At 61.2% G+C, this 15,098-nt stretch carries 13 protein-coding genes; 7 read left to right on the forward strand and 6 right to left on the reverse strand.

The genetic code is table 11. The features are described 5' to 3' along the window. The first annotated feature begins 6 nt into the window (after window positions 1-6). Together EAO39_RS06760 and EAO39_RS06765 are read left to right on the forward strand one after the other, a co-directional pair. A complete protein-coding gene (locus EAO39_RS06760; protein ID WP_240467081.1) occupies window positions 7-1,119 on the forward strand; it encodes an iron ABC transporter permease in 1,113 nt (370 codons plus the stop codon). Beyond that, a complete protein-coding gene (locus tag EAO39_RS06765) occupies window positions 1,116-1,931 on the forward strand; it encodes a heme ABC transporter ATP-binding protein (RefSeq protein WP_120966736.1) in 816 nt (271 codons plus the stop codon). Before EAO39_RS06760 ends, EAO39_RS06765 begins: the two co-directional genes overlap by 4 nt. Window positions 1,932-2,020: 89 nt before the next feature. Here EAO39_RS06765 and EAO39_RS06770 read toward each other — a convergent pair whose 3' ends face one another. Next, window positions 2,021-2,281, reverse strand: coding sequence for a DUF2798 domain-containing protein (locus tag EAO39_RS06770; protein ID WP_120970783.1), 261 nt, complete (start codon window positions 2,279-2,281; stop codon window positions 2,021-2,023). Between the two features lie 200 nt (window positions 2,282-2,481). On the opposite strand from EAO39_RS06770, the gene EAO39_RS06775 reads away from it, so the two are divergent. Continuing rightward, window positions 2,482-3,411, forward strand: coding sequence for a LysR family transcriptional regulator (locus EAO39_RS06775; protein WP_120966737.1), 930 nt, complete (start codon window positions 2,482-2,484; stop codon window positions 3,409-3,411). Window positions 3,412-3,547: 136 nt separating this feature from the next. Here EAO39_RS06775 and EAO39_RS06780 read toward each other — a convergent pair whose 3' ends face one another. Beyond that, a complete protein-coding gene (locus EAO39_RS06780; protein WP_120966738.1) occupies window positions 3,548-4,369 on the reverse strand; it encodes a pyruvate, water dikinase regulatory protein in 822 nt (273 codons plus the stop codon). Window positions 4,370-4,621: 252 nt separating this feature from the next. Between EAO39_RS06780 and ppsA the strand changes: the two genes are divergently transcribed. The 4 genes from ppsA to EAO39_RS06800 all read left to right on the forward strand — a co-directional run bounded on the left by ppsA (window position 4,622) and on the right by EAO39_RS06800 (window position 10,194). After that, window positions 4,622-7,012 (forward strand): phosphoenolpyruvate synthase, encoded by a 2,391-nt coding sequence (gene ppsA, locus EAO39_RS06785; RefSeq protein ID WP_120966739.1) that lies wholly within the window; start codon window positions 4,622-4,624, stop codon window positions 7,010-7,012. A gap of 14 nt (window positions 7,013-7,026) precedes the next feature. Further along, complete coding sequence (locus EAO39_RS06790) at window positions 7,027-7,404, forward strand: DUF4212 domain-containing protein (RefSeq protein ID WP_120966740.1); 378 nt, start codon at window positions 7,027-7,029, stop codon at window positions 7,402-7,404. Then, the gene (locus EAO39_RS06795) at window positions 7,397-9,511 is read left to right on the forward strand and encodes a VC_2705 family sodium/solute symporter (RefSeq protein ID WP_120966741.1); all 2,115 of its coding nucleotides are present in this window, start codon (window positions 7,397-7,399) and stop codon (window positions 9,509-9,511) included. The genes EAO39_RS06790 and EAO39_RS06795 overlap by 8 nt, the downstream gene beginning before the upstream one ends. A 188-nt stretch (window positions 9,512-9,699) precedes the next feature. After that, entirely contained in the window at window positions 9,700-10,194 is a 495-nt protein-coding gene (locus EAO39_RS06800; RefSeq protein WP_120966742.1) for a hypothetical protein, read from the forward strand. An 81-nt stretch (window positions 10,195-10,275) separates the two neighbouring features. Here EAO39_RS06800 and EAO39_RS06805 read toward each other — a convergent pair whose 3' ends face one another. From EAO39_RS06805 to rpoD, 4 genes are all read right to left on the reverse strand, one after another. Continuing rightward, window positions 10,276-10,629: an FKBP-type peptidyl-prolyl cis-trans isomerase gene (locus EAO39_RS06805; protein WP_120966743.1), complete on the reverse strand. Its 354-nt coding sequence runs from the start codon at window positions 10,627-10,629 to the stop codon at window positions 10,276-10,278. Window positions 10,630-10,765: 136 nt separating this feature from the next. Then, a complete protein-coding gene (locus EAO39_RS06810; RefSeq protein ID WP_120966744.1) occupies window positions 10,766-11,071 on the reverse strand; it encodes a winged helix-turn-helix transcriptional regulator in 306 nt (101 codons plus the stop codon). 289 nt (window positions 11,072-11,360) lie between these two features. Further along, window positions 11,361-12,296 carry a 2-dehydropantoate 2-reductase gene (locus EAO39_RS06815; RefSeq protein ID WP_120966745.1) on the reverse strand — a complete coding sequence of 312 codons (936 nt, stop codon included), beginning with the start codon at window positions 12,294-12,296 and terminating at the stop codon, window positions 11,361-11,363. A gap of 209 nt (window positions 12,297-12,505) precedes the next feature. Then, on the reverse strand, window positions 12,506-14,935 hold the full coding sequence (gene rpoD, locus EAO39_RS06820) for an RNA polymerase sigma factor RpoD (RefSeq protein ID WP_120966746.1): 2,430 nt from the start codon (window positions 14,933-14,935) through the stop codon (window positions 12,506-12,508). Window positions 14,936-15,098 lie beyond the last annotated feature (163 nt).

The following is a 15,098-nucleotide window of genomic DNA, read 5'->3' on the forward strand; positions in this document are numbered from 1 at the left end:
ATGAGCATGAATATGAGCATGGGTCGTGCGGGGGCCAAACCCGTGGCTGGGCTGCCAAAGCCGGCGGCACGCTGGCGCTCCCCGTCCGGGCGCCTGAGCCGGGGCGCCACCTTGTCGCTGGGTCTGCTGCTGGTGCTGCTGGCCATGGTGCTGGGCAGTGCCAGCGGGGCTTATGCGATTGCGCCGGGTCAGCTGTTCGGCATCGCCTGGGACGGGCTCAGCGGTGCCGCCGGCGGTAGCGCCGAGCATCTGGTGTTTCTCAATATCCGCCTGCCGCGCCTGTTGATGGGTGCGGCCGCTGGTGCCGGTCTGGGGCTGGCCGGGGCCTTGATGCAAGGTCTGTTTCGCAACCCGCTGGCCGACCCAGGGCTGATTGGCGTAAGCAGCGGCGCGGCATTGGCAGCCGGCATCACCATTGTGCTGGGCGGCATGTACCTGCCCTGGCTGCCGCGTCATCTGGGCAGCTGGGCGCTGGTGGCCATGGCCTTTGGCGGCGGCTTGGCCGTGACGGCCGTGGTCTATGTCCTGGGTCAGGTGCAGGGCACGACCCGCATCGGCCTGATGCTGCTGGCCGGGATTGCCATCAATGCCCTGGCTGGAGCGGGCTTGGGTTTTCTGAGCTTTATCTCTACCGACGAACAGCTGCGCAATCTGCAGATGTGGCTGCTGGGCAGCCTGGGCGCTTCGCGCTGGAGCGCGGTTGGCTTGGTGGGCGCTGCCGTGGCGCTGAGCGTGCTGGCTGCGCTGGCCCTGGCGCGGCCCCTGAATGCGATTGCGCTGGGCGAGGCACAGGCCAATCTGTTGGGGGTAGCGGTGGAGAAAACCAAGCGCCGCGCGGTGATGGTGGCGGCACTGGCCGTGGGCGCGGTGACCGCGACTACCGGCATCATCGGCTTTATCGGGCTGGTGGCCCCGCACTGGGTGCGGCTGGTGGCCGGTCCCGATCACCGGGTGGTGCTGCCGGGCTCCGCCCTGTTGGGTGCTGCCCTGGTGGTGACGGCCGATGCCGTGGCCCGCACCATCGTCAAACCGGCCGAGCTGCCCCTGGGCGTGCTGACGGCTTTTATCGGCGTGCCGCTGTTTTTGGCCATGCTGCGCCAGTTCAGGAGCAAGGTATGAGTGAGGCCTCTTTGCTGGAGTGTCGCGGCCTGGGCGTGGGCATAGGCCAGGGCCCGCGTCTGGCCACGGTGAATGCCGGGCTGAAAGCCGGGCGCTTTACCGCCATTCTCGGCCCCAACGGCGCGGGCAAATCTACGCTGATGTCCATGCTGGTGGGCGAACGTGCCGCGCAGGCCGGCCAGGTATTGCTGGACGGGCTGCCGCTGGCACAGCACAGCATGGCCGCACTGGCCTGCCGCCGCGCCGTCATGCCCCAGGACGGTTCGGTGGCGTTTGATTTCACTGCGCAGGAGGTGGTGGAGCTGGGGCGCTACCCCCATCGCAATCAGCCCAGTGCACAGGAAGAGAGCATTGTGCTGGCCGCGATGGAGCTGACGGGCGTGGCCCATCTGGCCCAGCGCAGCATCAACACCTTGTCGGGTGGCGAGAGGGCCCGCAGCCATCTGGCACGGGCGCTGGCCCAGGTCTGGGAAGCGCCGCAGGACGGCAAAGCTCGCTGGCTGCTGCTGGACGAGCCCACGGCCGCCCTTGATCTGGCCCATCAGCACCATGCCATGCGCTTGCTGCGCAACTGGGCAGCCGAGCAAGGTGTGGGCGTGGTGGCCGTGATTCACGACCTGAATCTGGCTCTGCGCTACGCCGATGACGTGCTGGTGCTGGGCGCAGATGCCGGCGTGCACAGCGGCGCTACGCAGCAAGTGCTGCGGCCCGAACTGGTGCAGCAGGTCTGGGGCATGCAGTGCGATACGGTGCGCAGCAGCGATGGCGCTTTGCAATATATTTTTGTAGCAGATAGCGCAATGGCGGCTTGAATCTCACTGCTCAATATATTGAAATCTGAAGTTGGTCATGCGCAAACCACTTCAGATTCGATAGCGATCTGCTCTTCTTTTCTCGGTCCTCAATGGCTGTGGACCGTGATCGCCACCAGCCTCAGCACCAGAGGCCGCACCAGCACCACACAGCAAAATGCCACGGGCATGGCCAGGGCATAGGCGCTCAGGACGCGCTGCAAAAATCCGCTACCCAGGCCGCTATTGGCTGCGACGATGGTGCAGGACATCAGAAAAGCCATGATGCCCGCCATGTAGAAGGCAAATACGAAAGGGGTGTAGCGCTTGTGCAGCTTCAGGCCTGGGGGTTTGGAGGGGATAGCGTTCATGCTGCGGTCAAAGCCTGTGTTTTTTTGCACCCGGATTCATAGCGGCTTGCGAAGACGGTGCAAGCAGCTGGGGCTGCCGGGGTGCCTGTGTTTTCAGAATGCCCAGACTGTAAGCGGGCCCAGGAGAAGTCGGTAGAGGGCTGCAGCTTGCTGCACTCATAAGTCAAACTTCAGAATGCTTTGGCGATACATTGGTACCCATGCCGAATCTGCGAGCCATAGAAACCTTTGTCAAAGCGCTGGAGGGCGGCTCCATCGCCTCGGCCGCGCGCCAGCTGGGCATCTCGCCGGCCGCGGCCAGCCAGAATATTGCGCGGCTGGAGCGTGAGCTGGGCACGCGGCTGATCACGCGCACCACGCGCTCCATGGCCTTGACCGAGGCCGGTGAGCGCTATCTGGCGCGTGTGGGCCCCGTGCTCGACGCGCTGGAAAAAGCCCAGTCCGACCTGTCGCTGATCCACGGTCAGCTGCAAGGCAAGCTGCGCATTGCCTGCATGTCGGCTTTCGGCCGGCATGTGCTGGCGCCGCTGTTGCCGGCTTTTACCGCCCGGCACCCGCAGCTGGAGATCGAGTTGTTGATTGCCGACCGCTATGTGGATGTGCTCAAGGAAGATGTGGACATCAGCCTGTGCTACCGCGATGTGCTGGAGCCCGGCATGTCCGTGCGGCAATTGGCATCCGTGCCGCGTTTTCTGTGCGCTTCGCCGCAGTATCTGCAGCAGCATGGCAGCCCGCAGACGGCGCAGGAGCTGCTGGAGCATGCCTGTCTGCTCTATAGACGCGAGCGCGATGGCCGCCTGATGCGCTGGCCTTTTACACGCGACGGCCAGCGCAGCGATCCGCAGCAGCGCATTGCCACCATTGGCAACGATATCGATGCGCTGGTGGAGTTTGCGGCGGCCGGCGGCGGCATTGTCTGGGCCGGCAGCTTTATCGTGCATGACTATGTGCGCCAGGGCCGGCTGCTGCCGTTGACCTTGAAGCCGGGGCGCAAGGGGCAGCTGCAGTTCGAGAATGCGCCGCTGGATTTTTTTGCCTGCTTCAAAGACCGGCAATATGTGCCGGCCAAGGTGCGTGCCCTGGTGGACTATCTGTTGGAGGAGCTGCAGCAGCAGGCAAAGCTGAGCTGAGCCACCCGTCCTCTTCGCATTCGGCGGGCCTCAAGTCAGAGCAGCCGAGCAGGAGCCGCCTCACGGCGAAGGCTGCGTCCCCCTCCCGCGCTGCGAGAGAGGGGGAAGGCGCAAAGCGCCTCAGGGGGAGTCTTGATCAATGCCCCAGATGCTGAGGCAGCACTTCCTGCAAGATAGTGGTGGCGATCTCCTCGATCGACTTGGTGGTGCTGGACAACCACTCGATGCCGCTTCTGCGCATCATGGCTTCAGCCTCGGCCACCTCGTAGCGGCAGTTTTGCAGGCTGGCGTACTTGGAGTCGGGGCGGCGCTCGTTGCGAATGCTCGACAGGCGCTCGGGCTGAATGGTCAGGCCGAACAGCTTCTTGCGAAACGGCTCCAGAGCGGGCGGCAGCTGCTTGCGCTCGAAGTCTTCGGGGATCAGCGGGTAGTTGGCCACTTTCAGGCCGAACTGCATGGCCAGGTACAGGCTGGTAGGCGTCTTGCCCGAGCGGCTCACGCCCACCAGGATCACATCGGCTCCGGTCAGGTCGGTATGAGTCTGGCCGTCGTCATGGGCCAGCGTGTAGTTGATGGCCTCCATGCGCTCCAGATATTCCTTGCTCTCGCTGATGTCGGCAAAGCGGCCCACACGGTGCAGCGACTTCTGGCCCAGCTCGATCTCCAGCGGGCGTACAAAGGTGCCGAACATGTCGAACACCTTGCCCTTGCAGGTGGCTTCGATCAAATCAAGGTGCTCCTGGTTGACCAGGGTGGTGAAGACCACGGGCTTGTTGCTTTCCAGGGAAGCCACATGGTTGATCTGGCGAATTGCCTGATGGACCTTGTCCGGAGAGTCCACAAAGGGGATGCGCACGATGCGGGGCTTGGTGTCGAACTGGGCCATGATGGCCGTGCCAAAGGTTTCGGCGGTGATGCCGGTGCCGTCGGAGATGACAAAAATCGTATGGGTATGCATGGTGCGCGCAGTGATTAGGTGAGGGCTAGGTAAGCAATGCCATGCCCGGAACTCTGAAACAGGATTGTGCCGCCCGGGGCTGCTTGGCTCGGCCTACAATGGCGCCCATTATTCCCAATTTCAACCCATGCTCGTTGACGGTCAACATCCAGAACAGCAAAGCACTGCCTTGATGCAGCGTGGGTTCGCGTCGCCTGGCCATTCAGCCCAGGCCTCGCAAGCGTGCCGGTTTTTAACCTTTGGAGTTTCCCCATGTCTCAACTGTTCGAAGCGACCGCATTAGTCGTTCCGTTTGAAAAACTGAGAATGACTGACGTTGAGTCGGTCGGCGGCAAGAACGCCTCGCTCGGCGAAATGATCTCGCAACTGCCCCAGGGCGTGCGCGTGCCTACCGGCTTTGCCACCACGGCCCACGCTTTCCGCGAGTTCCTGGCCTTTGAAGGCCTGGCAGGCAAGATTTCCGCCAAGCTGGCAGCTCTGGATGTGGACGATGTCCGTGCCCTGGCCGCTGTGGGCGCCGAAATCCGCGCCATGGTGGAAAGCCAGCCTTTCCCCGCCGATCTGGAAGCCGCGATCCGCGCTGACTTCATCACGCTGCAAGCCGGCAATGAAGCCGCTTCGTTTGCCGTGCGCTCTTCCGCCACTGCAGAAGATTTGCCTGACGCCTCGTTTGCCGGCCAGCAGGAAACCTTCCTGAACGTGGTGGGCATCGAAGACGTGCTGCACAAGATGAAGGAAGTGTTCGCGTCGCTGTACAACGACCGCGCCATTTCTTACCGCGTACACAAGGGCTTCGAGCACGATGTGGTGGCCCTGTCCGCCGGCGTGCAGCGCATGGTGCGCTCCGATCTGGGCGCAGCCGGTGTGATGTTCACCATCGATACCGAATCGGGCTTTGAAGAAGTGGTGTTCATCACTTCCAGCTATGGCCTGGGCGAGACCGTGGTGCAGGGCGCCGTGAACCCCGACGAGTTCTATGTGCACAAGCCCATGCTCAAGGCCGGCAACAAGGCGCTGATCCGCCGCAATCTGGGCTCCAAGCTGATCCAGATGGAATTTGCCACTGCCGAAGAAAAAGCGGCGACTGGCAAGCTGGTCAAGACCACCGACGTGGCTCCCGAGCTGCGCAACCGCTATTCGCTGACCGATGCCGACGTGGAGCAACTGGCCCGCTACGCCCTGGTGATCGAAGAGCATTACGGCCGCCCCATGGATATCGAATGGGGTAAGGACGGCACCGACGGCCACCTCTACATTCTGCAAGCGCGCCCAGAGACGGTGAAGAGCCAGTCCAAGGGCCAGGCCGAGCTGCGCTACAAGTTGAAGGGCACGGGCAATGTGCTGGCCGAAGGCCGCGCCATTGGCCAGAAGATCGGTACCGGCCCTGTGCGCCTGGTGTCCGATATTTCGCAGATGGACCAGGTCCAAGCCGGCGATGTGCTGGTGACCGATATGACCGATCCCAACTGGGAGCCGGTCATGAAGAAAGCTTCGGCCATCGTGACCAACCGCGGCGGCCGCACCTGCCACGCCGCCATCATTGCGCGCGAGCTGGGTATTCCTGCCGTGGTGGGCTGTGGCAATGCCACCGAGCTGCTCAAGGCTGAAACTCTGGTGACCGTGTCCTGCGCGGAAGGCGATACCGGCAAGATCTATGACGGTCTGATCGAGACCGAAGTGACCGAGGTCAAGCGCGGCGAAATGCCTGCCATCAAGACCAAGATCATGATGAACGTGGGCAACCCCCAGCTGGCATTCGATTTTGCCCAGCTGCCCAACGAAGGCGTGGGTCTGGCCCGTCTGGAATTCATCATCAACAACAACATCGGCGTGCACCCCAAGGCCATCCTGGACTACCCCGCCGTGGCTCCCGATCTGAAGAAGGCCGTGGAATCCGTGGCCCGCGGTCATGCTTCGCCCCGTGCCTTCTACGTGGACAAGGTTGCTGAAGGCGTGGCCACCATTGCCGCCGCTTTCTGGCCCAAGCCCGTGATCGTGCGCATGTCGGACTTCAAGTCCAACGAATATCGCAAGCTCATCGGCGGCAGCCGCTACGAGCCCGAGGAAGAGAACCCCATGTTGGGCTTCCGTGGTGCGGCGCGCTACATCTCCGCCGAGTTCGGCGAAGCCTTCAAGATGGAATGCGAAGCCCTGCACCGCGTGCGTGAGGACATGGGGCTGACCAACGTCAAGATCATGATTCCTTTCGTGCGTACCCTGGGTCAGGCCAAGCGCGTGACCGAGCTGCTGGCCGAAAACGGCTTGAAGCGCGGCGAGAACGGCCTGCAATTCATCATGATGTGCGAAGTGCCCTCCAACGCCATCCTGGCTGACGAGTTCCTGGAGTACTTCGACGGCTTCTCCATTGGCTCCAACGATCTGACCCAGCTGACTCTGGGCCTGGATCGCGACTCCGGTCTGGAATTGCTGGCTGCTGACTTTGACGAGCGCGATCCTGCGGTCAAGAAGATGCTCGAGCGCGCCATCAAGGCCTGCCTGGCTCAGAACAAGTATGTGGGCATCTGCGGCCAAGGCCCTTCGGACCACCCCGACTTCGCCAAGTGGCTGGCCGATGAAGGTATTTCCTCCATCTCGCTGAACCCCGACAGCGTGGTTTCCACCTGGCAGAAACTGGCTGAGTAAGCCGGCCCATCGTCATGCAGACGCAGCGAGCGCCTGAAGGTCCGCATGACGACTTGGCCAGGGATGCGTCACTGGACGCGTCCCTGGATGCCTATGGCAACCCGGTAGAAGCATCGCTTCCGCCGCGGTTGCACGATACACACCACCTGAGATTGAAAGCCTTGCTGCTGACGATCTGGGTGGTGTTTTCTTTTGGCATCATCTATTTCGCCCGTGACCTGCAGGCCATGGTGCCGGGCAAGCCCACAGCCTACTGGATGGCGGCCCAAGGGGCGATCCTGATGTTTCTGGTCATCATCGTGGCTTACTGTGTGGCTATGGATCACCTCGAACGCCAGGCTGCGCGGGGCAAAGCCGCCATGCCCGCTGACTCTTCCTCGCCCCATGCCTGAGCGGGCTGTTCTGAGTCGCGCCTATCACTGGCGCCTGCACCGCATTCTGTTTTTGTATGTGCTCGGCGTTCTGGGCTTTTTGTGGGCCATGTTCTGGGCGGAAGACCAGGGTCTGTCGCGCCACTGGATAGGGCCCATCTTTCTGTTTTGCACCGTCATGGTGTATGCCGCCATTGGCGTGTACTCACGTACCAGCAATGCCGAAGAGTATTTCGTAGCCGGGCGACGCATACCCCCGTTCTACAACGGCATGGCCGCAGCGGCCGACTGGATGAGTGCGGCCTCCTTCATCAGCCTCTCGGGCGCCTTGTATCTGCAGGGATTTGCCGGCACTGCGGGTCATGCCGGCGGGCTGGCCTATGTGCTGGGCTGGACGGGTGGCTTTTGCCTGGTGGCCATGCTGATCGCCCCTTATCTGCGGGCCATGAATCTCTATACCGTGCCCGATTATTTTCAGGTGCGATTTGGCGGGCGCTGGCCGCGCGTCATTGCGGCGCTGGCCGCCATGACATGCTCGTTTACCTATGTGGTGGCTCAGATCTACGGCGTGGGCCTGATTGCTTCGCGGCTGACCGGCGTGCAGTTCGAGATCGGCATCATGCTGGGTCTGGGCGGCGTGCTGCTGTGTTCATTTCTGGGCGGAATGCGCGCCATCACCTGGACCCAGGTGGCCCAGTATGTGGTCATGCTGCTGGCGTTTCTGATTCCGGTCTCGTGGCTGGCCTACAAGCAGCTGGGCACGCCGTTGGCGACGGCAGCCTATACCCAGCAGTTGGGTAAGATTGCCCAGCTGGAGCAGCAACTGCTGCATTCGCCGGCAGAGCAATCGGTGGTGGATGCCTACCGCTTGAGGGCGCAGGTGCTGGAATCCAAGCTGCGCGACGTGCCCACGGTGCTGGCCACCGAGCGTCAGGCCTTGACCGAGCATATCCGCGAGCTGCGCACCAGCAGCGGCAATGTGGGCGCCATCATGGCGGCCAGCCGCGATTTGGCCGCCATGCCCAAGGATGAGGCTGCAGCCCGCGAGCGCTGGACGCGGGAGCTGAACGAGACCTATGAGCGCGCCAGACCGCTGGGCGGCATTCCCCTGCACAGCCTGCCGTTCACCGGCGATCCGCAGGGCACGCCTGAGCAGCAGGCCGAGTACGAGGATAGCCGGCGCAATTTTCTTGCCCTGATGTTCTGCCTGATGGTGGGCACGGCCGGCCTGCCGCATTTGCTCACGCGCTACTACACCGTGCCCACGGTCTCGGCGGCGCGGGCATCGGTGGCCTGGTCGCTGTTTTTTATCGGCATCCTTTATCTGAGCGCACCGGCTTTGGCCGTGATGGTCAAGTTTGAAGTCATGAACAATCTGGTGGGCACGCACTTCGATGCCTTGCCCAACTGGATTGCGCAGTGGTCGCGCGTCGATGGTTCGCTTTTGTCGGTGGAAGACATCAACGGCGACGGCGTTCTGCAGTTTGGCGAAATCCGCATGGGGGCCGACCTGATCATGCTGGCCACGCCCGAGCTGGGTGGCATGCCTTATGTGGTTTCTGGCCTAGTGGCTGCCGGTGGCCTGGCGGCAGCCCTGTCCACTGCCGACGGTCTGCTGCTGACCATCAGCAATGCGCTGGTGCGTGATCTGTATTTTCAGGAGCGCCAGTTCAGCCGCGTCAACGAGCATGTGCGCCTGCGGCGCTTTTCACCGGAGCGGCGCGTCATTCTCTCCAAGTTTGCGCTGCTGCTGGTGGCCCTGTCTGCAGCCTTTGTGGCGGCGCGGCGCTCGTCCGATATCTTGCCCATGGTCTCGGCTTCGTTCTCCCTGGCTGCCTCGGCCTTTGTGCCTGCCATGGTGCTGGGTATTTTCTGGCGCGGCACCACCCGTCGTGGAGCGGTTGCGGGCATGCTGCTGGGGCTGGCTGTCACCTTGTACTACATGCTGTCCCATGTGACTGCTCTGCAGACCATGCTGCCCGAGGCCTTGCGCAGCCCCGGTCTGTGGTGGGGCATACAGCCGATTTCGGCCGGTGTCTTTGGTGTGCCCACCGGCTTTGTCGTGACCTGGGTGGTCAGCTGGCTGGAGCAGCGTCGTGTTTCAGGAAATCAAGCCATCCGCTCTTAAAAATGAAGCATGTAGCGCTTGATGGATAAGGGAGGGCTTGGTTTTGATGCCGAAACTATTTGACCAAACCTAAACCGCAAGCTATTGCAGGCGCTCGGCAGATGCGCGGCGTCAATCGTTGAAGGTAAACCCGGTTTTCAATGCGGGGCTCTCATGCGACTCTTGGCCGTTGAAGAGAAAGAGTGATCATGTACTTTGTCAAAACGGCGCAAGGCCAGCAGGCGTTCAAGGAGCGACACCAGGATTTTGCTCAGCGTCTGCGTTCGGCTTTTTTGTTGTTTGACGGCAAGCGCAGTCTGAGCCAGGTACTGGAGGCCACCGCTGCCATGGGCGTGACGCAGGCAGATGTGATGAGTCTGGTGGACAAGGGCTGGCTGCAGCTACCTGATGTCACAGCGCCCGGTCTGGCGCCGGCGGCCGTGGCGCAGCCGTCAACGTCGGCCTCGCTGGAACCTGCCCTAGCTGTCACGGATGAAGAGCAGGCCAGGCGCCGCTATCAGCAGGCCTACCCCTTGGCTGTCAATCTGACGGGCAAGCTGGGACTCAGGGGATTTCGCTTGAATCTGGCCGTAGAGGCCGCCATGGGCTATGCGCAGCTGGTGGAGCTGGCTCCCCGCATCCGTGATGCCGCTGGCGACAAGGCCTATGCGGCGCTGCATCAGGCACTTTTTGCCCAGGAGTGAAGGCATGATCGGCTGACAGCCTTAAACAAAAAAGCGGCTCGAAAGCCGCTTTTTTGTCGAACGCTATGAAAGCGCGGGCGATCAGAGTGCCAGCAGTTCCACATCAAACTTCAGTGTGGCGTTGGGAGGAATCACGCCGCCGGCGCCACGGGCGCCATAACCCAGCTCGGAAGGGATCAGCAGAGTGCGCTGGCCGCCGACCTTCATGCCTTGCACGCCTTCATCCCAGCCCTTGATCACCATGCCGGCGCCCAGGGGGAAGACGAAAGGATCGTTGCGGTCCTTGCTGGAGTCGAACTTGGCGCCTTGCACGCCATTGTTGTACAGCCAGCCGGTGTAGTGCACGGTCACGGATTGGCCGGCGCGGGCTTCGGCGCCTTCGCCTACAACAGTGTCTTCGAATTGCAGGCCAGAGGCAGTGGTATTGAAAGCCATGATGGTTTTCCTTTCAGCGCAAATGCAGAGAAAAATGATGGAAAAAAGGGCCGGCCAAGCATGCTTGGGGCCCTGGAAGACAAAGGTTTAAGGCAGCCCCCTGCCATGCAGGTCGTTTGCCTATTAAACCCTGAAATTATTTCTTGGCGCGGGCAGCAACCCAGCGGTTGGCAAAGGCTTGTACGTCCGACAGGCGCTTGAGTAGATCCTGACCCGCGAGGGTGACGGTGTAGCCGTCGGTGCCGTGTTCCAGCAAGCCGCATTCACGCAGCTCCTTGATACGGGTGTTCAGGGTATTGGGGGTGATGCCGCCAACGCTGTCTTGCAGCAGTCGGAAGGTCTGGGGATGGCCGTCCCGCAGGGCCCACAGCACGCGCAACGCATATCGGCATTCGAGTTTCTCGAACAGCTGGTTGATGGCGGCGTTTTCCTTGGAGCTCATGGACGCTTCTCCTTGCGCAAATTGTGTTGTTGAGCCGTACGCACTTGTTTGCGCACAGTGCCACGTCTTTTTCGAGACTATAGCGTTGAATTGATTTTGCTACAAGTTTAGTAGCTCCAAATCTACAACTGCAACGCGCTGAGGTCACAAACTTCATAAACCCCGTAGAAGTGTTGCTGGCTTGCCACGAAAGCCAGCGTTTGCTTGCGGCCCGAGAGCCGCGCCAGAGTGCTTGGAATGCTTGCTTGGATTGGGCGGCCCGAGGGTTGTGTCGGGGTGTTCTGTCGGTTCAGCTTTTGGGGCTCTGAACCAGGTTGACTAGGACCTGCAGCAAGCGGTTGGCCGGCGTGGCAATGCCCAGGGCCTGACCGCGTCGCACCACATAGCCGTTGAGGTGATCGATCTCGCTGGGCTTGCCGCGCGCCACGTCACGTGCCGTCGATGAGAGCTGGCCGGGCATGGTCTGGGCAATTGCTTGCACGGCTGCATCCACGCTGGCTCCAAGCACCAGGCCGTCGGCCGCAGCAACCGATTTGCATTCGGCCACGATGTCTGCAATCACACTGTTCACGCCCGCTTGTGCTACCAGCCAGCCATAAGGCTGCTGGGTGAGGGCGGAGAGGGCGTTGTAGCTGCAATTGATGATGAGCTTTTGCCATAACTCGGCGCGTACATCGGGCGAGACCGTGGTGGCAATGCCTGCCGCACCAAAGGTTTTGACGATTTCGTCGGCTTTGGGGTTGGGTGCGATGACCAGCTCGCCGCGTCCGAAATGGCGCACATGGCCGGGCGCTTCCATACCGGTCGCCACATAGACAGCCACTGCGGCGGCGGGGTTGCGTTCTCCCAGCACGCTGCGGGCGCGTTCGTCGTTGTCTACGCCATTTTGCAGACACAGCACCACGGCCCCTGTGGTCAGATGAGGCTTGATCTGCTCGGCACTGGCCTCGGTATCCGTGGACTTGACGCACAGCAGCACTACATCCGCACCGGCCACCGCGCTGGCATGGGTGCTGGTATGCATGGGGATGAAGCTGTCTTCGCTAGCGGTTTGCAGGTGCAGGCCTTGTGCGGCAATGGCCTGCATATGGCTTTCTCGTCCAATCAGGGTGACGTGGTTGCCCGCACGTGCCAGCAGGGCACCGAAGTAGCAACCCACGGCGCCCGCCCCCATGACGGCGATGCTCATTGGCTGGTCTTGGCTGTTCAACGCGGAAACTTGCATGGCATGTCCTCAGGCCTTGGGGTGTGGCAGATAGGGGGTGAAACGGGTCCTAGCATAGCCAATGTATTCATGCGGCGGATCTCCAGCGGCTCTCAAATATGGATGAGCTGTTGCAGGCTGCTCTGATGCGACGGACGTAAAAAAGCCCTGAGCTTTTGCAAGCTCAGGGCTTTGGGCGGTGGCCGCTGCAGGCAGTGGCCATGCGGTTTTTACAGCGAATCGATGAAGCTGCGCAGCTTGTCGGAGCGGCTGGGGTGCTTCAACTTGCGCAGCGCCTTGGCTTCGATCTGGCGAATGCGTTCGCGCGTCACGTCGAACTGCTTGCCCACTTCTTCCAGCGTGTGGTCGGTGGACATTTCAATGCCGAAGCGCATGCGCAGCACCTTGGCTTCGCGCGGCGTCAGGCCGTCGAGAATGTCCTTGACCACATCGCGCAGACCGGCTTGCATGGCAGCGTCGATAGGTGCCGTGTTGTTGCCGTCTTCGATGAAATCGCCCAGGTGAGAATCGTCGTCGTCGCCGATGGGTGTTTCCATCGAAATCGGCTCCTTGGCGATCTTCATGATCTTGCGGATCTTGTCCTCGGGGATTTCCATCTTGGCCGCCAGGATGGACGCATCGGGCTCGAAACCAAACTCTTGCAAGTGCTGGCGCGAGATGCGGTTCATCTTGTTGATGGTCTCGATCATGTGCACCGGGATGCGGATCGTGCGGGCCTGGTCAGCGATGGAACGCGTGATGGCCTGGCGAATCCACCAGGTGGCATAGGTCGAGAACTTGTAGCCGCGACGGTATTCGAACTTGTCCACGGCCTTCATCAGACCGATATTGCCTTCCTGGATCAAGTCCAGGAATTGCAGGCCACGGTTGGTGTACTTTTTGGCAATCGAGATCACCAGGCGCAAGTTGGCCTCGATCATCTCTTTCTTGGCATCGCGGCTGGCGCGTTCGCCATTGTTCATGCGCTTGTTGATGCTCTTGAGCTCGTCCAGCGGCACGACCACGCGAGATTGCAGGTCGATCAGGTTCTGCTGCAGCTCTTGCACGGGCGGAATATTGCGTTCCAGCACGGCGCTATAGGGCTTGCCGGCATTGGCGTGCTTGACCACCCATTGCAGGTTCAACAGATTGGGCGGGAAGTCCTTGATGAACAACTCTTGCGACATGCCGCACTTGTCCACAATGATCTTGCGCAGCTCGCGTTCCTTCTTGCGCACGTCATCGACTTGGGCGCGCACCAGATCGCAGAGCTTCTCGATCGTCTTGGCGGTGAAGCGGACGGTCATCAGCTGTTCGGTGATGGCTTTTTGCACCTTCATGTATGCAGGGCCGCCGTAGCCGTCCTTGTCATACACCTTGTGCATCTTGTCGAAGAGCTCGCGCATGGAGTCGAAGCGACGCAGCGCTTCGTTCTTGAGCTCTTCCAGCTTTTTGGTCAGGGCCTTGGAGCCGCCCTTGCCGTCGTCGTCGTCTTCTTCGTCGTATTCGTCGAAGTCTTCTTCGGCCACGTAGTCATCGTTTTCGTCGGCATTGACGAAACCATCGACCACGGTGGAGATGACAACCTTGCCTTCGCGAATTTCCTCAGCCATGGTGAGGATTTCGGCGATGGTCGCAGGAGAAGCCGAGATGGCTTCCATCATGTCCATCAGACCGCCTTCGATGCGCTTGGCGATTTCAATTTCGCCTTCGCGCGTCAAGAGCTCGACAGTGCCCATTTCGCGCATGTACATGCGCACGGGGTCGGTGGTGCGGCCGAATTCCGAGTCCACGGTAGACAAAGCCGCTTCGGCTTCTTCTTCCGCTTCTTCTTCGGTGGTAGCCGATTGACCGGTGTTGTTCAGCAGCAGGGTTTCGGCATCGGGTGTCTGTTCATACACAGCCACGCCCATGTCGTTCAACATGGAGATCACCACTTCCAGCGTTTCGGCATCGACCAGCTTGTCGGGCAAGTGGTCGTTGATTTCGCTGTGGGTCAGGTAGCCGCGGGTCTTGCCCAGCTTGATCAGCGTCTTCAAACGCGAACGGCGGGTAGACATTTCCTCTTCGGTGAGGACGGTTTCGTCCAGGCCGAATTCCTTCATCAAGGCGCGTTCCTTGGCCTTGCTGATCTTCATGCGCAGAGGCTTGACCTTCTCGGTCGGAGTAGTCGAAGCTTCGGTCGTCACTTCCTCTTCGACGTCGCCTTCCAGATCGCTGTCGATGTCCGACAGGTCTGCATCGTCCATGCCGTCATCGGCTTCCTTGGCCTTGGGCTTGCGGCCGCGCTTGGCAGGTGCTTTATCTGCAGCTGCGCTCTCGACTGCGGCTGCCTTCTTGGCAGGAGCTGCAGCCTTCTTGGCCGCTGGCTTCTTGGCCGCAGGGGCTGCGGCGTCGTCGCCGTCGGCGGCTTTCTTGCGACTGCGCTTTGGCGCTGCTTCGGCAAGCAGCGCGTCGGCCATGGCTTTGAGTTCGGCTTGTGACTTTGTAACCACTGTGGTTTCTTTCTTGGCTTCGACCGCCTTGGCGGTGCTCTTCTTCGCAACCGTCTTGGCGGTCGCCACCATCTCGGCAGCTGCGGAAGCGGAAGTTTGAGAGGTCTTGGGCTTGGCGGAAGCTTCGGGGGCCTGCTTGGACTTCACGGACTTTGACACGGGCATGAACACCTCTTACGGTAGCGAACACACACAAACACACAAAGGGAAACGGAATAACAAACAAACGCCGTCTAAGCTGGCGCGTGGGAAGACATGGGTCTACCCTTGGGAATATCTCTTCTTGGCAAGAGTTTGGGCGAACATTTGGTATGCAGTCCTTGCGGAA

The organism is Comamonas sp. lk (genome assembly GCF_900564145.1).
GTDB lineage: Bacteria > Pseudomonadota > Gammaproteobacteria > Burkholderiales > Burkholderiaceae_C > Comamonas.